The sequence below is a fragment of the Pseudomonas sp. KT_2_4 genome (assembly GCF_041410225.1).
Lineage (GTDB): Bacteria > Pseudomonadota > Gammaproteobacteria > Pseudomonadales > Pseudomonadaceae > Aquipseudomonas > Aquipseudomonas paracarnis.
In genome coordinates, this window is the sequence record NZ_CP166962.1 from 4,030,337 (window position 1) to 4,055,269 (window position 24,933).

Consider the following 24,933-nt stretch of genomic DNA (forward strand, 5'->3'; position numbering starts at 1 on the left):
GACCTTGTGAACGGCTCATTCATTCACGAGGTTCAGCCCCATGTCCCGCCCTCTGCTTTACCTGCGTCCCGCTGCCCAAGGCTTCACCGTCACCCTGCTGGTAGCGCTGGCCGGGTGTGGGCTGTCTTCCTCTCCCGAGGTGGCCAAACCCGCACAACCCGTCGCCGAGCTGTACAGCCCGCCGGTTGAGGGCGCGATGGCCAAACGCATGGCCATGCCGGCACCGATGATGGTGCGTGAAATGGCGATGATGAATGACCGCAGCGAACCCCGCGAGCAATACGCCAACCTGCCCGACAACCCCGTGCACCGCGTCGCCGAAACTCCGGTCTCCACCTTCAGCGTGGATGTCGACACGGGCAGCTACGCCAACGTACGGCGCTTCCTCAACCAAGGCCGTCTACCGCCCGAAGGCGCGGTGCGATTGGAGGAAATGGTCAACTACTTTCCCTACAATTACGCGCTGCCCACCGATGGTTCGCCCTTTGGCGTCACCACCGAAGTCGCCACCACGCCATGGAACCCGCGCACAAAACTGCTGCGCATCGGCATCAAGGCCTCCGATAAACCCGTGGCCGAACTGGCGCCCGCCAACCTGGTGTTCCTGGTGGACGTGTCCGGCTCCATGGACCGTCGCGAAGGCTTGCCGCTGGTCAAAAGCACGCTGAAATTACTGGTGGATCAACTGCGTGATCAGGACCGCGTGTCACTGGTGGTCTACGCCGGTGAATCCCGCGTGGTGCTCAAGCCCACCTCGGGCAGTGAAAAAGCCAAGATCCGCAACGCCATCGACCAACTCACCGCCGGCGGTTCCACGGCGGGCGCGTCCGGCATCGAACTGGCCTACCAGATGGCCCGCGAAGGCTTTATCGCTAACGGCATCAACCGCATCCTGCTGGCCACCGACGGTGACTTCAACGTGGGCATCAGCGATTTTGACAGCCTCAAGCAAATGGCCGTGGCCCAGCGCAAAAGCGGCGTATCGCTGACCACCCTCGGCTTTGGCGTGGACAACTACAACGAACACCTGATGGAACAACTGGCCGACGCGGGCGACGGCAACTACGCCTACATCGACAACCTGCGCGAAGCGCGCAAAGTGCTGGTGGAGCAACTCAGTTCTACCCTGGCCGTGGTGGCGCGGGATGTGAAACTGCAGGTGGAATTCAACCCGGCCCAGGTCAGCGAATACCGCCTGCTGGGTTATGAAAACCGCGCCCTGAAACGTGAGGATTTCAACAACGACAAGGTCGATGCCGGCGAGATTGGCGCAGGGCACACGGTGACCGCGCTGTATGAAATCGTGCCCAAGGGCGAGAAGGGCTGGTTGGAACCTCTGCGTTACGCCGACGCGCCTGCGACCGAAGGCAAGTCCGATGAGCTGGCGATGCTGCGGGTGCGCTACAAACCAGCTGCGGGCGGTAACAGCCAGTTGATCGAACGCCCCATCGCCAACCAGGCTGCCCCGGCCAGCGACGACCTGCGTTTCTCGTCTGCCGTGGCCGCCTTCGCCCAACAGCTCAAGGGCGATGGCCGCTACACTGGCACCATGAGCTTGCAAGACACCGCCAAACTGGCGCGCTCGGCCCGCGGCGATGACCCGTTCGGGCTGCGCAACGAATTCGTGCAACTGGTGGAGCTGGCCCAAAGCCTCAAACCCGAATCTCGAACACAACAATGAACCAATGTGGGAGCTGGCTTGCCTGCGATGCAGACAACTCGGTTCACCAGGCACACTGAGTGGATGCCATCGCAGCGTTGCGACGATTCGACAAGCCAGCTCCCACACTAACCCTGCTTCGGCTGACCAAAAGGAGTTCGCCCACTACATGGCCGTTCCAGACGACTCACCCAGCGACGAATCGCTGCTGGCCCGCTACCGAACCGGTGACGCTGCCGCCTTCGAAGCTTTGTACAGCCGCCACCGCCAGGGCCTGTACCGTTTCCTCGTGTCCCTGTGCAACAAAGCCGAACTGGCCGAAGAAATCTACCAGGACACCTGGCTCAGCCTCATCCGCAGCACCACCCAGCCACAAGGCCGGGCGAGTTTTCGCACCTGGTTGTTCCAGATCGCCCGCAACCGCCTGATCGACCATTGGCGCAAGCACGGCATCCACAACCCCCTGCATGACAGCTACGATGAACAGCTGCACGCCCAGGCCGACGACAGCGACGGCCCCGAGCAGCAACTGACCCTCAGCCGCGACCAGGCGCGCCTCGACGCGGCCCTGCAAGCGTTGCCCGAAGACCAGCGCGAAGTGTTTCTGCTGCGCCTGCACGGCGAGCTCGAAGTACCGCAAATCGCCACCCTCACCGGCGCCCCGCTGGAAACCGTAAAAAGCCGCCTGCGCTACGCCCTGCAAAAATTGCGGCGCCTGCTGGCCGAGGAGGTACCTGTATGACTGACTCCCGACACACCCCGGACGACGCGCTGCTCCAGCACTACCGTCAACACAGCACGGGCGAACCGCCCGCGTCCCTCGACGCCTTCATCCTCAACGCCGCCCGCCGCGAAGCCCCGCAGCCGCAACCCAGCCTGTGGCAACGCTGGCTGCAAGCCTGCCAACGCCCGCGCTGGCAAATGGCATTCGCCACCGTCGCCGGGTTGGCACTGATGATCGGCGTGGTCATGCGCTCCCCCGTGCCGCAACCTGAAATCTCCACCGCGACATTCTCCGCGCCGCGCCACGAAGAAGCGGCTCACCCGGCGCCGCAAGCGTTTTCCGCACCCGCGCCAATGGCCCGCATGGCCGTAGCGCCTAGGGTTGAAAGCGCTCCTGCTCAAGCCGAAAGCGCATTGGCGGATCAGCCAGCGGCAAAACTCAGCAAACGGACACTGCCTACGTTGGAAGAAGGCCTGCAGGAGATTGTGAACCTGCGTCGAGCGGGGGAAACCAAGGCGGCGGACGAGAAACTGCTGGCGCTGTACCAACGCTTCCCGCAGGAGGACTTGCCGGCACGGCTAGAGGCGTTGCAACAGCATTGAACCTGCCGCCACGAACCAGCCCCAGGCCTGTCGGCCTGGGGCTTTTTATTACAATCCGCCGTAGGCCCGGGACCACGCCACCGTGTCCGTGAGGGTCTGCTCCAGCACGCGAAAACTCAGCCCCAGTTCCTCTTCACTTTTGCGGTGGTCAAAGCGGGTACGGTGCTCCTCGCGTATCAACAGCCGCAACGTCGCCATGCTCAGCAAAATGGGCTTTCCGGTCACGTAGGCATAGGCCTCTTGCACCGCTGCCAACAGGTACAGCGCGGGCAGCGGCAGCTGGCGGGAGGGCACCTTGACCCCGGCAATACGCCCCAGCACAGGCATCAGCTGGCGCATGGTCAAGTTGCGACCGGCCGCGAGATAACGCTCGCCCCGTCGCCCGCTTTGGGCGGCAGCAATGTGCGCCCAGGCCACATCGCGGGCATCGACCAGAGAAAAGGTGCCAGGAATCAGCCCCGGCAACTTGCCGTTGATCACGTCCCTCACCAACTGCCCCGAAGACGTCGGCCCACGGTCACCCGGCCCCCACATCCAACCGGGCAAGACCATGCAGGCGTGCATCTGCGGATGGCTTTCAAGAAACCTCAACACCTCCCGCTCAGCCAGGATCTTGCTGCGGTAGTAGTCGTCCGCATCGGCTTCGGCCCGCAGGCACGTCTCGTCGATCGGCGTACCGGGGGCACCGTCGAGCACGGCAATCGACGAGGTATGCACAAACCGTCGCACACCGGCGTCATAGGCCTGTTGCAGCAGCGCTCGCGTACCGACGACATTGATCTTTTCCAGCTCCTCCCAATGGCTGCCGCCCTTGTAGTTATCCCGAAAGAACGCCGCGCAGTGAAACACCGTATCGCAGCCTTGCAACGCCGCCGCGAAGGCATCCACATCTGCCATGTCTCCCACCACCTGCTCCACGCCCGGCACATCGCCGAACTGCTGCGCGCCCTTGGCCGCCGAGCGCACCAGCGCCTTCACCGCATAACCCCGTGCGACCAGCTCCCGTACCAGGTTATTGCCCAGCAAGCCGGTGGCACCGGTCACAAAGGTGCTGTGCAAGCGATTGGGGTTCGTGTTCATACAGGCCATTCCATTTGTTGAGAAGGCCAGTAGATATACCCGCGAGCCCGCGCCGTAAAAACAGCGCCTGCGGCATAATGGCTTTGCACATCTGCACACCAGGGAAGCGCGGAGATATGGCATTGCATGCAAATTGGGACGATCTTCGACTGCTGCTGGCAGTCTCACGGCGCGGCAGCTTTTTACAGGCAGGCCAGTTACTCGACATCGCGGCCTCTACCGTCTCCCGCCGCCTCACCCAACTGGAAACCGCCCTGGGCGAACCACTGGTGGAACGCGGCGTGGAAGGCTGCCGGCTCACCTCCCGAGGCCAAGCGCTGGTGGACGTCGCCCTGGCAGCCGAATCCGGCCTGCGACGCCAGGCCGCCGTCGACGGCACGCCAGCAGCCCTCAGCGGCACCGTGCTGGTGAGCGCCGGCGAAGGCTTTTCTGCCAGCGTGCTCGAAGCCGCCAGCCGCTTCACCGCGCAGCACCCAGGCTGCTCCGTAGAACTACAGGTCACCACCGACTTCCACAAAATCGTACGAGGTGTGGCCGACATTGCCATACGCACTGCACACCTGGGCGAACCTTCTCTGATCTACCGAGGGCTCGGCAAACTCGCGTACGGCGTGTTCGCCACCGCCGACTACCTGCAACGGTTTCCTGCGCTAACACCAGCCACTGCCGCCAGCATCGCCTTGCTGCCACCGCTGGACCTGCTACCGCAAATGCGCGCCGCGAAAGCTGCGGGGCTGGACCATGCGCCGATCAGGGTGAGTTCGTTTGCGGTGCAGCTTGAATCGGTGAGGCGAGGGATGGGGGTGGCGGTGTTACCGCGTATTTTGGCTACGGGGTTGAGTGAGGTTTTTCAGGAGATAGAACTGCCGGCGATGGAGGTTTATTTGGTGACGCGGCCGCAGGCGTTGAAGCAGGGGCATATTCAGAGGTTTTTTGGGGTGTTGGAGGGGGTGTTGCGCGGTGGAATTTCAAGCCTGGAAAAGCAGCATTCCGGGAATTCATCAAGGCCTTCGTAATATTCAACCCATCGGGATGTAGGCGCTTAGCCACTCGTAGCAACATCGAGTTGCGCGTGCAAGTGGCTCACAAAAAAGCCCTGGGTCTTAAGGCCTCGGGTGTTTCATTCATATCTGGCTCCACACTTCTGCGGCGATGGTGCTGGCGTCCTTTGACATTTCCAACACACCAATGCGTTCTTGCCATTCCTCGAATTTGACAGGTAGAAAGGACGCATTTGTAATGCGCAGCGCAGCTTCGGTGATATACCTCTAAGGCATTAACTGCATCTCCGACAAACCGTATTCCCCCAACGAATACAGCAACGTCCCATACCCCAGCTGGACGTAGCCAACCCTGTCAGCACCATAATCCCCGCCACCACCTTCCACTTGGACGTTATTTGCCATGGCCTGCACATTCGGTGCGCTGAGGCCCTTTCGCACGGCGTAGTGGTTGTAGAGCAGTTCCCATATCGGACGGGTTTCGCCGCGATGATCGGCCGAGATGACGGTCTGTTTGAAGCTGCTGTTGGGGATGGGGGTAAACGGCACCTCCTGGCCAAGGTTGTACTTGGCCACATACTCGGCGCCCTGCAGCACGCGGTTGTTCTGGTAGCCGAACAGGTCGTTGCCCTGGCTCCAGGCCATTTGGCAGAAACTGCCGAGCAGGGCTATGTCGAGCATGGCGTGTGACTGATCACGTCCGCTTTCCTGGACTTGACCAAGGCCATCGCCGTAGAGCTTCCACACCGCGTGGGCGAGGGCGCCGTTACCGGTGCCGTGCTTGAAGTAGTCGACGGCCTCGTTGTAGAGATCGCGGCGGTCGGTCAGTACGCCGATGGCCAGCATCGAGTTCATGTTGGCTAGGTCCCAGTTGGCCCCATGATGATCAGGCCGGGCGCCGTCGTGGTTCACCAGGAAGTCATGATTGATGGGGTAGAACACAGTGAGCATCATGCCTTGAAAACGCTGGAAATCTTCCGCCCGCCACTTTGGGTAGCTGCGCAGCAGTTCGGCCGCGTTGGCCAGTTGGTAGCCGTACAAGCCTGCCACCAAAGCTCTGCCGGGCTTGTCTTTGATCGCGGTGAGGGTCGAGGCCCACTGGTTCAAAATACTCACGGCCTTGTCGGCATACGCCGGGTTGTTGGAGATCTGCCAGCGCAGGGCCAGTGCATACGCGGCGGCTGCGTCGTTGAACAGAACACTGTCGTTATTCGGGCCGCCTGAAGTGGGGTACACCACCGGCATCGGGTTGGGCTGCCAGGCTAATGAGGCATGGGGGTTGGCGATCAGCTTCTGCCAGCCGGCCAGCCACGGCTGGTTATAGTTGGCCAGCTTCTCGCGTATCCGCGTGAAGTCCTCCCGGGTCTGGAGCAGGCCAGGATGCACGAACGCTTCGGTATGCAGGGTGGGGGAGGCTTGACTGCCGATACTCATCAATAGCGCATAGAGCAGCACGGCTCTTTTGGACAGGTACTTCAAACGGATCATCGTGTGTACGCCCTGATGGGGAGAACCTTGCGCGGTCTGAAAAGCCATTCGCACAGGACTGGAATCTGCCCCAGGGATAGTTCAGATGAAGCCTGCATACCCGGGGCTTGTTGTCAGAACGTGTAGTTGATTGCAAACAGGCCCAAGCCTGCGGTTTCGCGCCTTACCAGCGGGCTGTCGCTGGCCTGGTCAGCGTATTGAGTCAGCGTCAGGCTGGCCAGCGTTGACCAGTGCGCGTCGAAGGTGTGCTGCCAGTTCAAGGCAGCGGAGTAGGCATAGATCCCGGCGTCGGCGGTGTACTTGCTGTAGATCGAGCGTTGGCTCTGAGCCTGGGTGACGCCGAAGAACGTCTGGTTGTAGCGGCTATCGCCGGCATGGGCGTCGATGGCCAGGCTCAGGGTGTCGCGGTCTGTGTGCAACAAGATGCCTTCCAGGCCAAAGCGGTAACGGTTGCCTCGGTGCTCGCCGGCCATGCGCAGTTCGGCTTCGCCGTTGACCGACAGCCAGTCAAGCAGTTGTTGGCTGAGGGTAAAGTCGGCGACGGTTGCGCCGTTGATATCGCCCATACCTCTGAGCTCGTCGCCGCCCGGGCTGGTGATGCTGTCCTTCTCTTTGCGGCCCAGGTCGTAATTGATCGCTGCGCTGGCGCTAAAACCACTGTCGGATTGAAATTGCAGGCCCACGCCGCGAGTGGTGTCGGCGAACAACGCTCCGTGCTGGATGCTGAGCATCGGCAGTACGAGCGGACGGTAGCGGTCAGTACCCATGTAGCGAGGCGTGACACCCATGCCAAGGCCCAGGGTAACGGTGGTTTCTTCGGCTGTCGGGCTGGCGTCGGTCGCCTGAGCCTGGGGCGCGAGCGCGCAGCACAGCAGCGTGACGGCGCCCAACAGAACGTTGTGGGTAGGGGAGGTGGTGAAGTTCATGGTCAAGCCCTATGTGCAAAAGAAGACAGCAGTGCGCCCGCCGACGCGCGACACAACGCCTCCCTCTGATCGAGCTGTTCAGGCCCGTTGATAGGCTTGGACAGCGATGCAGTGGTCGGCATAGGATCGGCTCGCGAAAGCGGGCGTAGGGCAATACTGGCAGCGCACTTTCAATAAACCGTTCGTAAATTATCAAGGTTTCATCAAGAGGCTTCTTTGTGTCAGGAAAACGTATCCTCATCGTCGAAGACGACGCCGACAGCGCCAACATTCTCGAAGCCTACTTGCTCCGGGATGGCTATGAGGTGGCCCTGGCCGAAGACGGCCAGCGCGGTCTGGACCTGTACAAAAGCTGGCAGCCCGACCTGATCCTGCTCGACGTGATGCTTCCGCGCTTGAGCGGCACCGAGGTGTTATCCGCCGTGCGCCGTAGCAGTGACACGCCGGTCATCATGGTCACGGCCATGGGCGACGAACCGGAAAAGCTCGGTGCCTTGCGTTATGGCGCGGACGACTATGTGGTCAAGCCTTACAGCCCGCGCGAAGTGGTGGCGCGGGTGCACGCGGTGTTGCGGCGCACCACCGGCAACCAACCGGTCGAACACCTGCTGCGCCATGAAAACCTGCGGGTGGATCTTGTTGCGTTTACCGCGGCCATTGAGCAGGGCGAAGCACCACCGCAATGGCTGGACCTGACCCCAACGGAATTCAAGCTGCTGGTGACGTTGCTCAAGACGCCGTCCAAGGCCTTCACCCGTGATGAGTTGCTGGAAATCTGCCTGCCGGAAAGCGAAGCCCTGGCCCGCGTCGTCGACACCCACGTGCACAACCTGCGCCGCAAGCTGGAAAACCACGGTATCACCGGCGTTCTGGTCACGGTGCGCTCCATTGGCTATCGATTCAGGTAACGCACATGCTTGAGCAACCGCGGGTCAACGACAAACCCATGTGGCGCTGGATCGGCCTGCGCATGAGCTTGCTGGCGATCGGCGCGGTGGTGGTGATCTCGGTGTGCATGTGGATCAACGTCACACTGTCGGACTGGTATTTTGTGCAGCATCTGCCGCCGGGGCCGCGTGAGGAACTGCTGGCGTTGCGCGCCGAGCCAGAGCTCAATGAGGCACGCTTGCGTCAAGTGGTTGCCCAGTACTATCCGCTGGACTATTTCCAGCCGGCTATCGCCAATCGCGACTGGCTGATACTGATCGGCCTGGTGCTGGCCGCGATCCCTATCATCATTGGCTTCGGCCTGTGGTTTTCGCGGCCCTTGTCCAGCCAGTTCTCGGCAATTGCCCAGGGCGCCCGGCGAGTCGCCGGGGGTGATTTCCTGACGCGCCTGCCGGTGCACCGCGACGCGCCCGACGAGCTGCAACGGCTGGTCAGCGACTTCAACAGCATGACCACGCAACTGGAGCGCTATGAGCGCGATGTGCGTGAATCCAGCGCGGTCATTGCCCACGAACTGCGCACACCCTTGAACGCCGCCATGGGGCGCGTGCAGGGTATGCTCGATGAGGTATTCCCCAGCGATGCCATGCAGTTGGGCATGGTCAAGCGTCAGCTCGATCAACTCAGAAAACTGGTGGATGATTTGCACCTGTTGTCGATGGCTCGTGCTGGCCGGCTGGTGCTGGAGCGCAGCGAGTTTTCTCTGGCAGCTCTGGTGGCGGAGCGGTTGGCGTGGTTCCAGCCGCAGTTGGATGAGGCTTGCGTGCTGACGCAGGTCAGTATTGCTGATGGGCTTCGTATGCACGCCGATCGTGATCGCCTGGGCCAGGTGATCAACATTCTGGTCGATAACTTGCTGCGTTATGCGGCCGGGGGAGGCGAGTTGAATGTAACGGCGCGCCGGGTTCACGGTTCGGTGGTGATTGAAGTCGGTGACCGAGGGCCAGGTATCGAAGCCCAGCATCTGGACAGCGTGTTCGACCGCTTCTGGCGTGCAGAGCGCTCCAGGGCACGTTACTCGGGGGGGAGCGGGCTAGGCTTGTCCATCGCCCGTGCGATCTGCCAGGCCCATGGCGGTACCATTACTGCCCGCAATCTGGTCGAAGGCGGTACGCTGATCAGGGCGGAGGTTCCTGTGTAGGCGTTTCTTCTTTGCTTGAGACCGGCGCTCAAGGCGGTGAAATCGTAATGATCGTAGAGCTGGAAAACTGCTTGGGAAAAAGGGGGGAGAAAAGGGGATTTATTTTCACCTCTACTATCCCGACGCGACTCAACACTCTCTCACCACCCACCAAACCAAAAACAAAAAAGCCCCAGATCTCCCGACCTGAGGCTTTTTCATTTCATATCTGGTGCACCCGGCGGGATTCGAACCCACGACCCCTGCCTTCGGAGGGCAGTACTCTATCCAGCTGAGCTACGGATGCTTGTGCGGGCGACATCATACCCATGTCGACCTGATGCGTCCATTCCAGCGTTTTCCCCGCCCCCTGTCGTCCATTTCCGACAAAAAATGGCTAATCGCCACCCTCATTCACAACTCCCCGCGCCGCACGTCCCTTTGTTTGCTTTGCTCTTGTGGCTTTACACCGCTTCCACGCCGCAATTCCTCAGGTGAACGCATGCATTCCAAAGGAACCGTGATGCTCGATCTCCCGCTCAGACAAACCCTGCTGGCTCGCTCCGATTTGTTTCGAGGTATGCCGGAGCATCTCTTGCGCTACGTCGCCACCCATATGGTGGAGCGCACGCTGGATGATCGTGAGCTGTTGTATTTCAAGGATGACACCCTCGAATTCATTGCGCTGGTGGTGGAGGGCCGGATTTATTCGGTGGTGCATGGGCCGGATGGGCGCGAGCAGATTATCGGCAGTACCGGGGCCGGGCAGGTGGTGGGGGAGACCGCGTTGATCAAGGATCATGGGCGCGAGTCTTCCACCTTTGCCAGCGGGCCCACGCGGTTGTTGCAGTTGGGTAGCCGGCATTTCGGCGTGCTGTTTGAGGAACCGGCGTTCCTGCGGCGTTTGTTGATGCTGATGATGCTGCGGTTGCTGCACGCCATCGAGTTGTTGGAGTTGGTGTGCCTGCATCGGCTGGAGTCGCGGTTGGCGCGGTTTTTGTTGGCCAACCTGGGCGAGATCGACCTGGCGTTGGCTTTGCCCAGTGTGTCGTTGCCCGCGAGCCAGGGGGTGTTGGCGTCGATGCTGAATACCAGCCGCCCCAAGTTGAATGTGCAGCTGCAAGTGTGGCGGCGCAGTGGGGTGATCAGCGGCGGTCTGGAGCGCATGGTGATCAATGATGTCGAGCAGTTGCGGCGCAAGGCTTTTGCGCTGAATTAGTTGTGGCGGTGTTCCCCAGGTAACAGCGTACCCCCGTCGAGCCCTCGCAGACTGGCCTTTCATCAAGGATGCACAGGAGTGCTGGCGATGGGGATGACTGTTCAGTTCAAGGATCAATGGGCCGCCGATGACCGTTTGTTCGAAGCGAGTTGGCGCGCTGTGCACGGCGAGCTCAGACGCCGGGCGTTGCGGCGGGCCAAGGGCAATCTGGATCAGGGCCAGGAGTGGTTGTCGGCCACGGCGATCAAGGCCCTGTTGTTTTTTCGGCGCTCGCCGGAGCGCATTCGTGACCCTGAGGGGTTTCTGTTTCTGGTGCTCGATCATGTGTTTCTTGACAGCGTGCGGCGCAGCAAGCGCGAGGGGCGGCTGTTCGATGATTCGGTGGACCTTGAACACGATCACCTGGCCGCGCTCGCCGCGCCCTGCGCTTCGGTGCTGGAGCGGGTGGAATGTTATGAGCGCCTGGAGCAGATCGAGGCGCACGTCGCACGGTTACCGCTGTTGCAGCAGCGCTTGTTCGAGATGCGTTTTGTCGATGACCTGCCTTACCCGCAAATTGCCGCCGAGCTGCATGTGAAGCTGCCGCTGGTGCGCAAGCGTGTGCAACTGCTGCGCGATGCGTTGCGCTGAAGGTGATTCACACATGTTGGCGTGGGGCGTTCTAGTGGTATGAGCGCAGCACGCCGCCGCTATCCACACCCAAACCTGGGTGAATGCCATCAAGGAGAGATGTATGACAGAGGTCAACAGCCAGATCACCGACGCGGTCACTCAAACCAACGTCAAGGTGGTGGCAGAGGCGCCGGCCCAGGCCATCGCGTCGCTGTACCAGGTGGCCAGCAGCGCGGCGGGCCTGTCGTTGCAGAACGCGGTCAACAGCCAGCAGGCGATGAACCAGATTTCCAACGCAGTGATCTCCAAGGCCGTGGCGCTGATCATGCAGATTGGCGAGAAGGGCTGAGCCCTCGGGAGATCGATTATGTCGTGGTTCAGCAGAAAGAAACCCGCCGCCTCCCCAGCAACGCCCGCCGCCGATTCACCTGCGACGGCGCCCGCCGCACCGGCCTCGCGCTCGATCATGGCGCGCATGAACGAGCATTTGCTCAATCAGGTGAGCGCGCCGTCATCCGACAGCACGGCGGCGCTCAATAGCCAGATTGTGCAGGCGGTGCAGTTCACCAATTCGCAGAACTTTGCCTATGCGCCGGCGCAGATCGCGGTGCCGGCCGACATGATGATCAGCCAGGCAGCCGGGCTGGTGGCGCAAGCGGCGGCGGGGTACTTCGACGGGGTCAGCAAGATCGCCCTGGCGGCCCAGGCCGTGCTGCTTCAGCAAATGACCGAGAACATCGTCAAGGACAACCTGCCGGCCGCAGCCGAAGACGCCTTGGGCGCCCTGGCCACCGACCTGCTGGTGGGCGCCGCTGCCGCCGTGGCTGCCGCTGCCGGTGCGATGGAAGCCGAAGCCGCCAGCGTGGCCATCGACAAGATCGACCAGAGCATCGCCAAGTACGCCGACACCCTGGCCAACCGGGCCGCGCCAGCGGCCTGAACCGAGCACAGCGCTCCAGCGTTCTGCTGGGGCGGTGCAACAGCAACTTGAAAGCAACTTTTCTTGAGTGAGGAGCGACATCATGCAGCCTGGAGATATTATTTTTTCTGTCAAACAAGATGACGACAGCGCAACGCGGGCGTTTATCAAAGCCGGTCAATTGGTCAAGGCCAAGGTGTTCTCGCAGGACACGACGTACCTGAATGTGGTTCACCCGGCGATTGCGGTGAGCGACACCCTGGTGATCGAAAGTGTCGGCAGTGGCCTGGCCCTGACCGACCTGAGCCTGGAAAAACCGCCACGCTCGGCGATGGTGTTTTCCTGCGTGGATACCGAACTGAGCGAGGCAGCGACGGTGGCTGCCAAGCAGTTCTACTTCGACAAGATCGGCGGTGATATCCGGGGCCGCTACAGCGTGTGGAACGCGATGATTTCAGCCTTTCGGCGCTGGACTTCCGATACCAGCCTGGTGACGCGGATCAACGAGTCCATCGACATCGGCAGCGGGTCCTTTTGTTCGCAGTTCGCGGCCAACTGCTATGAGGTCGGCAACCTCTACAACGAGGCCAATCTGCTGCCGCCTCCGCCGGCCATTTTTCCCAACCAGCCCAGCGCCATAACGCCTGCGGAGTTGGCGACCTTCTGTGATTCGTCGCCGCATTTTTACTTTGCCGGTTTCTGGCAGGACAACGTTGAGGTGCGGCTTTAGCGGGCGTGTCGCCGCCAAGGCAGCCCCTAAGGAGCTCGATATGCAACCCTCGGTCCTGTCCACCGACGACCGCCAGCGGCTCGAAGCGATGCTGCGCAACCCGCAGGTATTCGCCGGCACGCCCCAGGCCATCGTCGACGAAACCCTCAAGCGTGCCACCCAGGTGCTTGAGCAATCGAAGGCCAACGAACAAGCGCTCAAGACGGCTGCCCAGCAGCGTGAAGCGGCGCTACGCCAAATGCTGAACGGCGCGGCCTCGGACCAGGACGCGCAACGCAAGGAAGTGCAGGCACTGATCCAAGGGTTGATCGCCCAGATTGAAGCGGCGCTGGGCCCCGCAGCGAAACCCTAAACCAGGTTTCACAGCGCCTGTTTCGCAACGTTCATTGATGAACACGGAATGCACCGTGTACTAAATAAGGAAATTGATCATGCCATTAGTCAACGAGCAAATTACCGACGCGGTCACCCAGACCAACGTCAAAGTGGTGGCCGAATCGCCAGCGATGGCGATGAGCACTATTTATCAATCCATGGCGCAGGCCACGGCGATTCTGTTCCAGAACGCGGTGTCGGCCCAGCAGCAGCAAAACACCCTGGCCCAGGCGGCCACCAACCAGGGCGTGATGCAGATCTACAGCGTCGATACCACCGCAGGTGCGGCGGCCACCGAGAAAGTCGCCCAGGGCGGCGTGTCGGATAACCTCACCAGCCTGTTGACCGTGCTCAAGTCGTTCCAGCCTTAAGCACTGAGCAATAACGGATGTTGTTCTTTCTCAACCCAGGAGTTTCAACCATGAGTACAGTCAGCCCGCAAATCACCGATGCCGTCACCCAGACCAACGTCAAGGTGGTTGCCGAATCACCCGCGATGGCCATGAGCACTATTTACCAATCCATGGGCCAGGCCACGGCGATTCTGTTCCAGAACTCGGTCTCGGCCCAACAGCAACAAAACACCCTGGCTCAGGCGGCTACCAACCAGGGCGTGATGCAGATCTACAGTGTCGACACCACCGCTGGCGCCGCCGCCACCGAAAAAGTCGCCCAGGGCGGCGTGGCCGACAACTTGACCAGCCTGCTGGCCGTGCTCAAGTCGTTCCAACCTTAAGCTGCAAGGCCCCCAACAGCCCCGGCGCCCACAAGGCTCCGGGGCTGTTGTCGTGTGGGCACTTGATCCGAAAGATGAGCCGGATGCGCCATATTCGTTCTTTTTTTCGAACATCCTATTGCCCTGTACCCCCATTGATCCTAGGATTCGTTTGAGATTTCAAACGCTCTGTCTCCCGTGCGCTCTTTCATTTTTTCTGCGCGCTGGGGCTGATTTCCCTGACGGCAGCCCACAAGGCGCCTTTCAACAACTCTAATTCGCTCCGCGTGCGCGCGGTGCTGTTAAGGAAAGCCGACATGCAGCTTAAAGACACCCAGTTGTTCCGCCAGCAAGCCTTTATCGATGGCGCTTGGGTCGATGCGGACAATGGTCAAACCATCAAGGTCAACAACCCGGCCACGGGCGAGATTCTCGGCACCGTGCCGAAGATGGGCGCCGCGGAAACCCGCCGCGCCATCGAAGCCGCCGACAAGGCCCTGCCAGCCTGGCGTGCACTCACCGCCAAGGAGCGCGCCAACAAGCTGCGCCGCTGGTTCGAACTGCTGATCGAAAACCAGGACGACCTCGGCCGCCTGATGACCCTCGAACAAGGCAAGCCGCTGGCCGAAGCCAAGGGCGAAATCGTCTACGCCGCCTCGTTTATCGAGTGGTTCGCTGAAGAAGCCAAGCGCATCTATGGCGACGTGATCCCCGGCCACCAGCTCGACAAGCGCCTGATCGTGATCAAGCAGCCCATCGGCGTGACCGCAGCCATCACCCCGTGGAACTTCCCTGCGGCGATGATCACCCGCAAAGCCGGCCCGGCCCTGGCCGCCGGTTGCACCATGGTGATCAAGCCGGCCTCGCAAACCCCGTTCTCGGCCCTGGCCCTGGTTGAGCTGGCGCACCGCGCCGGTATCCCCAAAGGCGTGCTCAGTGTGGTCACCGGCAGTGCTGGCGACATCGGCGGCGAGCTGACCAGCAACCCCATCGTGCGTAAATTGTCCTTCACCGGCTCGACCGAAATCGGTCGCCAGCTGATGGCCGAATGCGCCAAGGACATCAAGAAAGTCTCCCTGGAGCTGGGCGGTAACGCACCGTTCATCGTGTTCGACGACGCCGACCTGGATAAGGCCGTCGAAGGCGCGATCATCTCCAAGTACCGCAACAACGGCCAGACCTGCGTTTGCGCCAACCGCCTGTACATCCAGGATTCGGTGTACGACGCCTTCGCTGAAAAGCTCAAGGTGGCGGTGACCAAACTGAAGATCGGTAACGGCCTGGAAGACGGCACCACCACCGGCCCGCTGATCGACGAAAAAGCCGTGGCCAAGGTGCAGGAACATATCGCTGATGCCCTGAGCAAAGGCGCCAAGCTGTTGGCCGGTGGCAAGGTGATGGAAGGCAACTTCTTCGAACCGACCATCCTGGTCGACGTGCCGAAAAACGCCGCCGTGGCCAAGGAAGAAACCTTCGGCCCGCTGGCGCCACTGTTCCGCTTCAAAGACGAAGCCGAAGTGATCGCCATGTCCAACGACACCGAGTTCGGCCTGGCCTCCTACTTCTACGCCCGCGACCTGGGCCGGGTGTTCCGTGTGGCCGAGGCCCTGGAATACGGTATGGTCGGCGTCAACACCGGGTTGATCTCCAACGAAGTGGCGCCGTTCGGCGGCATCAAGGCCTCGGGCCTGGGCCGTGAAGGCTCCAAGTACGGGATCGAGGACTACCTGGAAATCAAATACCTCTGCCTGGGCATCTAAGGCACGGGATTGCAGCAAACGCAGAGGGCACGAGAGCGCTGCCCCTTTGCGTGTTTCACATGGTTATTCGCAGTGGCCGGGAAAGCTGTGGCAGTCGATCATCGCATGCTGCCGTAGTTGCCTCCCCGCCACCTATCCTTGAGCCACGCCGCCCGATGAGCGGCGAATGAGGACTTTATGAGCAAGACCAACGCTTCCCTGATGAAACGCCGCGAAGCCGCTGTACCGCGCGGTGTTGGCCAGATTCACCCGATCTTCGCTGACTCCGCGAAGAACGCCACCGTGACCGACGTTGAAGGTCGCGAGTTCATCGACTTCGCCGGCGGTATCGCCGTGCTGAACACCGGCCACGTGCACCCGAAAATCATCGCGGCCGTGACCGAGCAGCTCAACAAGCTGACCCACACCTGCTTCCAGGTATTGGCCTACGAGCCCTACGTAGAAGTGTGCGAAAAAGTCGCCGCCAAGGTGCCAGGTGATTTCGCCAAGAAAACCCTGCTGGTCACCACCGGTTCCGAAGCGGTGGAGAACGCCGTGAAAATCGCCCGCGCCGCCACCGGCCGTGCCGGTGTGATCGCCTTCACCGGCGCTTACCACGGCCGCACCATGATGACCCTGGGCCTTACCGGTAAGGTCGTGCCTTACTCGGCCGGCATGGGCCTGATGCCGGGCGGCGTGTTCCGTGCGCTGTACCCCAACGAACTGCACGGTGTGAGCGTCGACGACTCCATCGCCAGCATCGAGCGCATCTTCAAGAACGATGCCGAGCCGCGTGATATCGCTGCAATCATCATCGAGCCGGTACAGGGCGAAGGCGGTTTCTACGTCGCGCCAAAAGCCTTCATGAAGCGCCTGCGCGAACTGTGCGACAAGCACGGCATCCTGCTGATCGCCGACGAAGTGCAAACCGGTGCCGGGCGTACCGGCACCTTCTTCGCCATGGAACAGATGGGCGTTGCCGCCGACCTGACCACCTTCGCCAAATCCATCGCGGGCGGCTTCCCGCTGGCTGGTGTGTGCGGCAAGGCTGAGTACATGGACGCCATCGCCCCAGGCGGCTTGGGCGGCACCTATGCCGGTAGCCCGATTGCCTGCGCCGCGGCCCTGGCCGTGATGGAAGTGTTCGAAGAAGAGCACCTGCTGGACCGCTGCAAGGCCGTGGGCGAGCGCCTGGTGACTGGCCTCAAGGCCATTCAGGCCAAGTACCCGGTGATCGGCGAAGTGCGTGCCTTGGGCGCGATGATCGCGGTCGAGCTGTTCGAAGACGGCGACACCCACAAGCCAAACGCTGCCGCCGTTGCCTCCGTGGTGGCCAAGGCACGTGACAAGGGCCTGATCCTGCTGTCCTGCGGTACCTACGGCAACGTATTGCGCGTACTGGTGCCCCTGACCTCGCCGGACGAGCAGTTGGACAAGGGCTTGGCGATCATCGAAGAGTGCTTCTCCGAACTCTGACACGCCCGTTCCTACGAAAAACAAAAAAACCGCTTCGGCGGTTTTTTTGTGCCTGCTTCATTGTACGCACGCGCCTGCATTGTCTAAGGTGCAAGCATTGCCGATGGAGCGTGCTGGATGACTGCTGTTGATTTACCCGCTGTACCCCGAGTGCTAATCGCCGAAGCAGACCCTTGGTCGCGGGACCTGCTCAAGCAAGTGCTGTTGAATGTGCGCTGTGACGCACGGCTGGATGTGTGCGCCGATGGGCAACACGCCGCCACGCTGTTGGGCGAAAAAACCTATGACCTGATCTTGGCCGATTGGGAGCTGCCGGGCGTGGATGGCCTGAGCCTGCTGCGCAGCGTGCGCCAGAAACGCCGTTCGCTGCCGTTTATCTTGCTGAGCAGTCGCAACGACAGTGCCAGCGTGCGCGAAGCCTTGCCCCTGGCGCCCACCGCCTACCTCACCCGCCCGCTGAACATGGAAAGCCTGACCCAGCGCCTGCAAGACCTGCTGCTCAACGAAGGCGAAAGCGTGTACTGCGAAATCCCACCGCTGGCGCCGGGCATGACCTTGCCAGCCTTCCTTGAGCGGCGCCGCGAGGTCTGCGATGGCGCGCCGCTGCGCGTGGATGTGAAAGCTGCCGTGCAACGCAGCCTCGGCCCCGAAGGCCTGGACCTCAAGCAGTTGGAAGGCCAGGTGCACAGCGACCCGCAAATCACCGCCGTACTCATCGCCGCCGCCAACAGCGCCGGCTACCACGGCACGCCGGTGCAGACCCTGTCAGAGGCCCTGCATAAGTTGGTGCCCGGCCAGAGCATGAATCTCATCCTGGGCCTGGCGCTCAAGCACAACGTGGTGTTGGGCGACCCTGGGCTGGTGGCCTACGCCGAGCGGCACTGGCAACTGTCCCAGGACAGCGCCGACTACGCCCGGCGCCTGGCGCGCATGCTGGAGCTCGATCACGAGCGTTGCTACAGCGCCTGCATCCTGCATCGCTTGGGCGACTTGGCTTTGTTGCGCTGCCTGGAAGACTGGCGCCAGGGCGGTGGCGCCCTGGATGACCAAACCATCGGCGAATCCCTTGAGGCCTTTGGCGCCGCCTACGGTTCGGCATTGCGCACGCGTTGGCGCTTGCCGCTGGAGTTGCGGCAGTTGATCGCGGGGATCTATTCACTTGAAGGCGGGGTGTATTCGCGCGAAGCCCTGGTGGTGAACCTGGCGGTGCAAATGGCGCGGCTGACCGAGCACGAAGGGCTGGAAGAACTGGCGGGCAGCAAGACCGCGCGGCTGCTCAAGGTCGGCTTGCCGGAACTGACCCGAGTGCGCAAAACCTGAAACACGCACCGAACAATTGTGGGAGCTGGCTTGCCTGCGATAGCGGTGGGTCAGTCAAGACGCCATCGCAGGCAAGCCAGCTCCCACAGTGGGTCGGTGTTAACCGGCGATAACGCGGTTCTTGCCCTGGCGTTTTGCTTCGTACATCGCCGCATCCGCTCGCGCAAACAGGCTGTCGAGGGTGGAGTCATCTTCGCGCAGGCCGGCCAGGCCTTGGCTGACGGTCACATTGAATTCATGCCCTTCGTAGCTGAACACCAATGCCTGGATTTCCTTGCCCAACCGCTCGGCAACCTGCAGGGCCATCTCCGGTGGGCAACCCGGCAGCACAGCAGCAAATTCTTCGCCGCCAACGCGTCCGAACAGGTCGCCACGGCGCAATACCCCGCGACCGCTCTCGGCGATGCGCCGCAGCACCTGGTCGCCCTCCAGGTGGCCATAGGTGTCGTTGATGTCTTTGAAATCATCGATGTCCAGCAACAGGAACGCCAGCGGCGTGCCCTGCGCGCAGGCATTGTCGAACGCCTGGTTGGCGAGTTCGAAGAAGTGTCGGCGGTTGCTGCTTTGGGTCAGTACGTCGGTGGTGGCGAGGCGATGCAGTTCCAGCTCAAGTTGCTTCTTTTCGGTGATGTCTTCGGCGATGCCCACCACGATCATCGCTTCACCGGGCACCACCTGCTGGTTGATGTAGCACTTGTCGCTCAACCAGCGGATCTGCCCGTCAGCGGTGATGATGCGGTACTCGCGGTCCTCCACGGCGCCCTGTTCCAGCACACGGGCCAGGCTGTGTTCGGCGTAGTCGAGGTCTTCGGGGTGAACGCTGTTGCGCCATTCACGGTGGTCGGCCAGCAGCAGGCCGGCAGAGCGGCCAAACAGGCGCTCGTAGGCCGGGCTCACATACAGCACGCGGCGTGTTTCCCAATCGATGGCCCACAGCACGGCGTTCACGCTGACCAGCAGGGAACTGAGCAGTTGCTCACGCTCACTCAGCCGCTCGACTTCACCTTGAGCATGCATAAGCGCCAACAGGGTCGCCGCCGCGGCCGGGCGCGGCGGCTCTGCGGTGGGCACATCGGGCAGGCTGGGCTTTTCGTGAACCATCGGTACAACTCTCTCTGGGCGCGCCGCAGGTGCAAAAGCGGTCACTACAAGGGGTCACCATGATGGCGAAGTGTTCTTTGAGAGAGGGGAATTGCGGTGAAGTTCCGTGAACGGCGTGGATTGACGGTGCCCGGAAAATGACGCCAAAAAGCCAGTGCGTGGGAGGGCGAACCCTCCCACGGCGCCCTCACGCTGCTGTAGGACGCAACGAGTAAGTCTTCAGCTGGTGGGCAAAATCGCGCAGGGATTGGATGCCACTGGCCTCGGCTTCATGCACCCATTCCTTGATCGCGGCCAGCATGTCGTGGCCGTTGGAACTGGTCTTGAGCCAGATCTGCTGCAGCGCCAGGCGCTTTTCGTAGATCACGGTCAGGGCATGGCTGTGTTCCAGCATGCTTTGGATGCGCAGGTGATGGCGGTCTTCCAGCAAGCTGGTTTCCCGCGACAGCAGGCGCTTGGCGCGGTGGAACTGGTGGCGTACCGAATGATCGACCTTCTCCAGCTCCTGCTTGACCAGCGGGCCAATCACCAACTTGCGGTATTGGGCCATGATCTGGAAGCGGTTGTTGAGGATCGCCATGGCGGTGTCCATGTCCAGGCTGCCCTTGCCTTCGACGCGGTGGGCGATGGGCGCTACACGCTGCACCTTGGCCAGGCGCAGGAAGCTGAACACCTTAATCCAGGCCCAGCCCAGGTCGAACTCCCACTTCTTCACCGACAGCTTGGCCGAATTGGGGTAGGTGTGGTGATTGTTGTGCAGCTCTTCGCCGCCGACGATGATGCCCCACGGCACCAGGTTGGTGGCGGCGTCACGGCATTCGAAGTTGCGATAGCCCACGGCATGCCCCAGGCCGTTGATGACGCCGGCGGCCCAGAACGGGATCCACATCATCTGGATCGCCCAGATAGTGATACCGATGGTGCCGAACAGCAGCAGGTCGATCACGCCCATGAGCGCCACGCCCAACAGCGGGTAGCGCGTGTAGAGATTGCGTTCGATCCAGTCGTCCGGGCAGTTTTTGCCGTAGATACGCAGGGTCTCGGGGTTTTCCGCCTCGGCGCGGTACAGCTCGGCACCTTTGCGCAGCACGGTGGACAAGCCCTTGATCACCGGGCTGTGCGGGTCATCGACGGTTTCGCATTTGGCGTGGTGCTTGCGGTGGATGGCGGTCCACTCGCGAGTGTTCTGCGCCGTGGTCAGCCACAGCCAGAAGCGGAAGAAGTGTTTAAGGCCGGCATTGAGCTCGAGCGAGCGATGGGCCGAATAACGGTGCAGATAGACAGTGACCCCAATAATGGTCACGTGGGTCATCAACAGCGTGACTGCCACCAGTTGCCAGGCGGACAGATCAAGAAAACCGTTGTACCACATAGGCTGTATGGCCCTCAGATAAAGAAAAAAACAGCACCCGCATTATCACTTCCTTTGCAGATAAAACCAGTCACCGTTTCAGATAAGACTTACAAAGTGTTTCCTCCTCTATAATCCTGATCCTTTGTAGGGCGATTCTGGTTATTTAGTAAGGATTACTAAGCATATGCTGTTTTCATACCGAGGTGCCCTACGTGCGGGGTTGGTGTACCTGCTGGTTTCCATCCTTTGGCTCCAGCTCAGCCATTACCTATTAATCAACTTTATCGATGAACCCTTGGAGCAGGGACGCTGGCTGCAAGCGCGCGGTTATGTGTGGGTCAGCCTCAGCGCCTTGCTCATTTACTGGATAGGCTGGCGTTTTGCCCGTGCCCATGCGTTGCAACAACCCCTGAAAGAGAACCGCGAGCGCCTGCGTCAGGCCGCTGCGGTGTTCGATTGCACCCGCGAAGGGGTGCTGGTCACCGATACCCAGGGGCTGATCGTGCACGTCAACCGCGCGTTTATGGAGATCACCGGCTACCAGCGCGACGACGTGATGGGCCAACGGCCAAGCCTGTTCAAGTCCGGGCGCCACTCGGCGCATTTCTACCAGCAAATGTTCCATGCCCTGCAAAGCACCGGCGAGTGGAGCGGCGAAATCTGGAATCGACGTAAAAGCGGCGAGGTGTACCCCCAGTGGCAAACCATCCGCGTGATTCACGATGACCAGGGCCAGGTCAGCCACTACGTGGCGGTGTTTTCGGACATCAGCGCCATGAAGAACTCCGAGCACGAATTGGCGCACCTGGCACACCATGACCCGCTCACCGACCTGCCCAATCGCCTGCTGTTCACCGATCGCGCCGAGCAGGCCCTGGCCTCCGCGCAGGTGCATAAACGTGGCTGCGCTCTGCTGTTGATGGACTTGGATCACTTCAAGATCATCAACGACAGCCTCGGCCATAACGTTGGCGATCAGTTGCTCAAGTTGGTGGCCGAACGCCTCAGCGGCCTGTTTGGGCCGGGGGTTACCCTGGCGCGCCTGGGAGGCGACGAGTTTGCCGTGCTGGCCGAAAGCTGCCCGCAGGTGGTGCAAGCGGCGGCCTTGGCGCAGCGCATGCTCAACGCCATGAAGGATCCGTTCATTTTTGACGGCAACCAGCTGTTTATCAGCGCCAGTATCGGCATCAGCCTGTTCCCCAGTGACGCCCTGAGCGCCGAGCAATTGCTGCGCAACGCCGATTCCGCGTTGTTCAAGGCCAAGAGCGCCGGGCGCGAAGGCTACGCGTTGTATACCGAAGAGCTGACCGCCCACGCCCAACACCGGGTGGAAATCGCCGGCGAGCTGCGTCGCGCCCTCGACCAACATGAGCTGCGCGTGTATTACCAGCCGGTGCACGACCTGCACGACAGCCGTTTGGTCGGCGTTGAAGCATTGGTGCGCTGGCAGCACCCGGAACGCGGCCTGGTACCGCCGGGCGAGTTCATTCCTATCGCCGAGCGCACCGGGCTGATTGCCGACATCGATGCGTGGGTGATGGACCAGGCGTGCCGCCAGATGTGCCAATGGCTGGCCGACGGCGCGCCGCTGAGCTTTATCGCAATCAATGTCTCCAGCCGCCTGTTTGCCCGGCGCGAGCTGTATGAGCAAGTGGCCCAAGTGCTGCACACCACTGGGCTGGATCCGGCCTTCCTGGAGCTGGAAGTCACCGAGAGCGCCGTGATGGACGACCCGGAAGTCGCGTTGGAGCAACTGCACCGCCTGCGCGAACTGGGCCTGCGCCTGGCGATCGACGACTTTGGCACCGGCTATTCCTCGTTGCTGCGCCTCAAGCGTCTGCCGGTGCAGAAGCTCAAGATCGACCAGGGCTTTGTGGCGGGCTTGCCGTGGGACGAAGACGACGCGGCGATTGTGCGCGTGGTGATCGCCCTGGCCAAAAGCATGGGCATGCAGGTGCACGCCGAAGGAATTGAGCAGGTGGAACAGGCGCGGTTCCTACTGGATCAGGAATGCGACATGGGCCAGGGGTATTGGTTTGGACGGCCCATGCCGGCTGATGAAATCGACTGGACCCGAGCACCTCTGATCCGCCAGGACTGACGCGGTCAATGTGGGAGTCGGGCTTGCCCGCGAAGGCGGTGTGTCAGTCGCTGCATGTGTTACTGCACCACCGCTTTCGCAGGCAAGCCAGCTCCCACAGGGTTCTGCGGCGCCTGTACATGAGCTTTTTTTCTGTGGAAACCCTTGCAACCCCATGCCTTATCAGAAAATTCTTTCTGGTTATATAAACATTCTTAAATAGTATTTTTAAGAATATCCGCGCTTATCTACTATCGCCCTCACGCCGCAAGCAGTGCCGCCACTGCCAGGCACTACTCATTTTCAGGAGCGAGACCATGAGCGCATCTCTACGTAGCGTTGACGGCCAGGACGAAGCAGCCATTTTGCGTGAAATCCAGAGCGCCCTGCGCGACCTGCGGTTTGGCGCGGTGGAAATCACCGTACACAACGCCCAAGTGGTACAGATCGAACGCAAGGAAAAATTCCGTCTGCAGAACCCCGGTAACAAACCGAGCTGAGCAAGAACGGCGATAGACCCGCAATTACAAGAAAAGCCAACACTCAAGAATTTCAGGAGCTTCTATGTCGTCGATTCGCCGTTATGCCTTGGCCGCATTGGCCAGTGCCGTGTTTGCCGGTTCCGCCGTTGCCAAGGACTACGAGTTGCTCAACGTCTCGTACGACCCCACCCGTGAGCTGTACCAGGATTACAACGCTGAGTTCACCAGCTTCTGGAAACAGTCCCACCCCGGCGACAACGTCAAGATCCAGCAGTCCCACGGTGGCTCGGGCAAGCAAGCACGCGCGGTGATTGACGGCCTGCGCGCCGACGTAGTGACCCTGGCCCTGGCCGGTGACATTGATGAAGTCGCCAAGCTGGGCAAGACCCTGCCGGAGAACTGGCAGACCCGCCTGCCGGACGCCAGCACCCCATACACCTCCACCATCGTGTTCCTGGTGCGCAAGGGCAACCCCAAAGGCATCAAGGACTGGGGCGACCTGATCAAGAAAGACGTGTCGGTGATCACGCCCAACCCGAAAACCTCCGGCGGTGCACGCTGGAACTTCCTCGCCGCCTGGGCCTACGGCCTCAAGGCCGGCGGCAGCGAAGCCAAGGCCCAGGAATACGTCAAAGAGCTGTTCAAGCACGTGCCGATACTGGACACCGGCGCGCGCGGTTCTACCATTACCTTCGTCAACAACGGCCAGGGTGACGTGCTGCTGGCGTGGGAAAACGAGGCGTTCCTGGCCTTGAAGGAAGACGGCGGCGCCGACAAGTTCGACATCGTCGTGCCTTCCCTGTCGATCCTGGCGGAACCGCCTGTGGCCGTTGTGGACAAGAACGCCGAGAAAAAGGGCAACACCGAGATCGCCACCGCGTACCTCAACCACCTGTACAGCCCGGCGGGCCAGGAGATTGCGGCGAAGAACTTCTACCGTCCACGGGATGAAAAAGTCGCCGCCAAATACGCCCAGCAGTTCCCGAAACTGGACCTGGTGACTATCGACAAAGACTTCGGCGGCTGGAAAACTGCCCAACCGAAATTCTTCAATGACGGTGGCGTGTTCGACCAGATCTACACGGCGCAATAAGCCAAAGTACCTGTAGGGGCCTGACTTTCTGTAGGGACTGGGCTGGTGTGGGAGCTGGCTTGCCTGCGATAGCATCACCATGGTGTGGCTGATACACCGAGGTGCCTGCATCGCGGGCAAGCCCGGCTCCCACAGAAAAGCCAGCTGCCACAGAACGCACGCTCCTACA

General features: G+C 61.3%; 25 protein-coding genes and 1 tRNA gene. 20 read left to right on the top strand and 6 right to left on the bottom strand.

The annotated features are described in order from the left end of the window. The first annotated feature begins 40 nt into the window (after window positions 1-40). From AB9N64_RS18570 to AB9N64_RS18580, 3 genes are all read left to right on the top strand, one after another. A complete protein-coding gene (locus AB9N64_RS18570) occupies window positions 41-1,681 on the top strand; it encodes a VWA domain-containing protein (protein WP_102666675.1) in 1,641 nt (546 codons plus the stop codon). A 148-nt stretch (window positions 1,682-1,829) separates the two neighbouring features. Continuing rightward, window positions 1,830-2,402 carry an RNA polymerase sigma factor gene (locus AB9N64_RS18575; RefSeq protein ID WP_019819946.1) on the top strand — a complete coding sequence of 191 codons (573 nt, stop codon included), beginning with the start codon at window positions 1,830-1,832 and terminating at the stop codon, window positions 2,400-2,402. After that, complete coding sequence (locus AB9N64_RS18580) at window positions 2,399-2,986, top strand: hypothetical protein (protein WP_371359595.1); 588 nt, start codon at window positions 2,399-2,401, stop codon at window positions 2,984-2,986. The genes AB9N64_RS18575 and AB9N64_RS18580 overlap by 4 nt, the downstream gene beginning before the upstream one ends. A gap of 48 nt (window positions 2,987-3,034) precedes the next feature. On the opposite strand, the gene AB9N64_RS18585 is transcribed toward AB9N64_RS18580, so the two are convergent. Beyond that, window positions 3,035-4,066, bottom strand: a complete 1,032-nt coding sequence (locus tag AB9N64_RS18585) for an SDR family oxidoreductase (protein WP_371359596.1) — start codon at window positions 4,064-4,066, stop codon at window positions 3,035-3,037. A 116-nt stretch (window positions 4,067-4,182) separates the two neighbouring features. Between AB9N64_RS18585 and AB9N64_RS18590 the strand changes: the two genes are divergently transcribed. Next, on the top strand, window positions 4,183-5,082 hold the full coding sequence (locus tag AB9N64_RS18590) for a LysR family transcriptional regulator (RefSeq protein WP_371359598.1): 900 nt from the start codon (window positions 4,183-4,185) through the stop codon (window positions 5,080-5,082). A gap of 252 nt (window positions 5,083-5,334) precedes the next feature. On the opposite strand, the gene AB9N64_RS18595 is transcribed toward AB9N64_RS18590, so the two are convergent. Further along, on the bottom strand, window positions 5,335-6,555 hold the full coding sequence (locus AB9N64_RS18595) for an alginate lyase family protein (RefSeq protein WP_122301161.1): 1,221 nt from the start codon (window positions 6,553-6,555) through the stop codon (window positions 5,335-5,337). A 113-nt stretch (window positions 6,556-6,668) separates the two neighbouring features. Beyond that, window positions 6,669-7,481, bottom strand: a complete 813-nt coding sequence (locus AB9N64_RS18600; protein WP_073453899.1) for a MipA/OmpV family protein — start codon at window positions 7,479-7,481, stop codon at window positions 6,669-6,671. A 218-nt stretch (window positions 7,482-7,699) separates the two neighbouring features. On the opposite strand from AB9N64_RS18600, the gene AB9N64_RS18605 reads away from it, so the two are divergent. Further along, window positions 7,700-8,389, top strand: a complete 690-nt coding sequence (locus tag AB9N64_RS18605; protein WP_003187519.1) for a response regulator — start codon at window positions 7,700-7,702, stop codon at window positions 8,387-8,389. 5 nt (window positions 8,390-8,394) lie between these two features. Then, on the top strand, window positions 8,395-9,570 hold the full coding sequence (locus AB9N64_RS18610; RefSeq protein WP_019819932.1) for a cell wall metabolism sensor histidine kinase WalK: 1,176 nt from the start codon (window positions 8,395-8,397) through the stop codon (window positions 9,568-9,570). Window positions 9,571-9,779: 209 nt separating this feature from the next. On the opposite strand, the gene AB9N64_RS18615 is transcribed toward AB9N64_RS18610, so the two are convergent. Beyond that, a tRNA-Arg gene (locus AB9N64_RS18615) sits at window positions 9,780-9,856 on the bottom strand. Between the two features lie 216 nt (window positions 9,857-10,072). Between AB9N64_RS18615 and AB9N64_RS18620 the strand changes: the two genes are divergently transcribed. The 11 genes from AB9N64_RS18620 to AB9N64_RS18670 all read left to right on the top strand — a co-directional run bounded on the left by AB9N64_RS18620 (window position 10,073) and on the right by AB9N64_RS18670 (window position 18,654). Continuing rightward, window positions 10,073-10,768: a Crp/Fnr family transcriptional regulator gene (locus AB9N64_RS18620; RefSeq protein ID WP_074059256.1), complete on the top strand. Its 696-nt coding sequence runs from the start codon at window positions 10,073-10,075 to the stop codon at window positions 10,766-10,768. 87 nt (window positions 10,769-10,855) lie between these two features. Next, window positions 10,856-11,398, top strand: a complete 543-nt coding sequence (locus AB9N64_RS18625) for an RNA polymerase sigma factor (RefSeq protein ID WP_019819928.1) — start codon at window positions 10,856-10,858, stop codon at window positions 11,396-11,398. A 103-nt stretch (window positions 11,399-11,501) separates the two neighbouring features. Then, entirely contained in the window at window positions 11,502-11,729 is a 228-nt protein-coding gene (locus tag AB9N64_RS18630; RefSeq protein WP_003187543.1) for a RebB family R body protein, read from the top strand. Between the two features lie 18 nt (window positions 11,730-11,747). Beyond that, entirely contained in the window at window positions 11,748-12,320 is a 573-nt protein-coding gene (locus tag AB9N64_RS18635; RefSeq protein ID WP_019819925.1) for a hypothetical protein, read from the top strand. A gap of 82 nt (window positions 12,321-12,402) precedes the next feature. After that, entirely contained in the window at window positions 12,403-13,029 is a 627-nt protein-coding gene (locus AB9N64_RS18640) for a hypothetical protein (protein ID WP_019819922.1), read from the top strand. A 40-nt stretch (window positions 13,030-13,069) separates the two neighbouring features. Then, window positions 13,070-13,381: a hypothetical protein gene (locus AB9N64_RS18645; RefSeq protein WP_014716415.1), complete on the top strand. Its 312-nt coding sequence runs from the start codon at window positions 13,070-13,072 to the stop codon at window positions 13,379-13,381. Window positions 13,382-13,460: 79 nt separating this feature from the next. Then, window positions 13,461-13,775 (top strand): RebB family R body protein, encoded by a 315-nt coding sequence (locus AB9N64_RS18650; protein ID WP_003187550.1) that lies wholly within the window; start codon window positions 13,461-13,463, stop codon window positions 13,773-13,775. Window positions 13,776-13,825: 50 nt separating this feature from the next. Next, a complete protein-coding gene (locus AB9N64_RS18655) occupies window positions 13,826-14,140 on the top strand; it encodes a RebB family R body protein (RefSeq protein WP_003187551.1) in 315 nt (104 codons plus the stop codon). A gap of 296 nt (window positions 14,141-14,436) precedes the next feature. Beyond that, complete coding sequence (gene gabD / locus AB9N64_RS18660; protein WP_371359599.1) at window positions 14,437-15,879, top strand: NADP-dependent succinate-semialdehyde dehydrogenase; 1,443 nt, start codon at window positions 14,437-14,439, stop codon at window positions 15,877-15,879. 177 nt (window positions 15,880-16,056) lie between these two features. Beyond that, a complete protein-coding gene (gene gabT / locus AB9N64_RS18665) occupies window positions 16,057-17,334 on the top strand; it encodes a 4-aminobutyrate--2-oxoglutarate transaminase (protein ID WP_014716416.1) in 1,278 nt (425 codons plus the stop codon). A 117-nt stretch (window positions 17,335-17,451) separates the two neighbouring features. Next, a complete protein-coding gene (locus tag AB9N64_RS18670; protein ID WP_019819918.1) occupies window positions 17,452-18,654 on the top strand; it encodes an HDOD domain-containing protein in 1,203 nt (400 codons plus the stop codon). Window positions 18,655-18,753: 99 nt separating this feature from the next. Here the strand turns inward: AB9N64_RS18670 and AB9N64_RS18675 are convergent, their stop codons facing one another. Next, window positions 18,754-19,755 carry a sensor domain-containing diguanylate cyclase gene (locus AB9N64_RS18675; protein WP_014716418.1) on the bottom strand — a complete coding sequence of 334 codons (1,002 nt, stop codon included), beginning with the start codon at window positions 19,753-19,755 and terminating at the stop codon, window positions 18,754-18,756. A gap of 187 nt (window positions 19,756-19,942) precedes the next feature. Next, window positions 19,943-21,127 (bottom strand): delta-9 fatty acid desaturase DesA, encoded by a 1,185-nt coding sequence (desA, locus tag AB9N64_RS18680; RefSeq protein WP_003187559.1) that lies wholly within the window; start codon window positions 21,125-21,127, stop codon window positions 19,943-19,945. Window positions 21,128-21,293: 166 nt separating this feature from the next. Between desA and dibA the strand changes: the two genes are divergently transcribed. From dibA to AB9N64_RS18695, 3 genes are all read left to right on the top strand, one after another. Further along, entirely contained in the window at window positions 21,294-23,210 is a 1,917-nt protein-coding gene (dibA, locus tag AB9N64_RS18685; RefSeq protein WP_019819917.1) for a phosphodiesterase DibA, read from the top strand. A 296-nt stretch (window positions 23,211-23,506) separates the two neighbouring features. After that, complete coding sequence (oscA, locus tag AB9N64_RS18690) at window positions 23,507-23,689, top strand: sulfur starvation response protein OscA (RefSeq protein ID WP_003170956.1); 183 nt, start codon at window positions 23,507-23,509, stop codon at window positions 23,687-23,689. A gap of 64 nt (window positions 23,690-23,753) precedes the next feature. After that, window positions 23,754-24,764, top strand: coding sequence for a sulfate ABC transporter substrate-binding protein (locus tag AB9N64_RS18695; protein WP_014716420.1), 1,011 nt, complete (start codon window positions 23,754-23,756; stop codon window positions 24,762-24,764). Window positions 24,765-24,933: the final 169 nt, after the last annotated feature.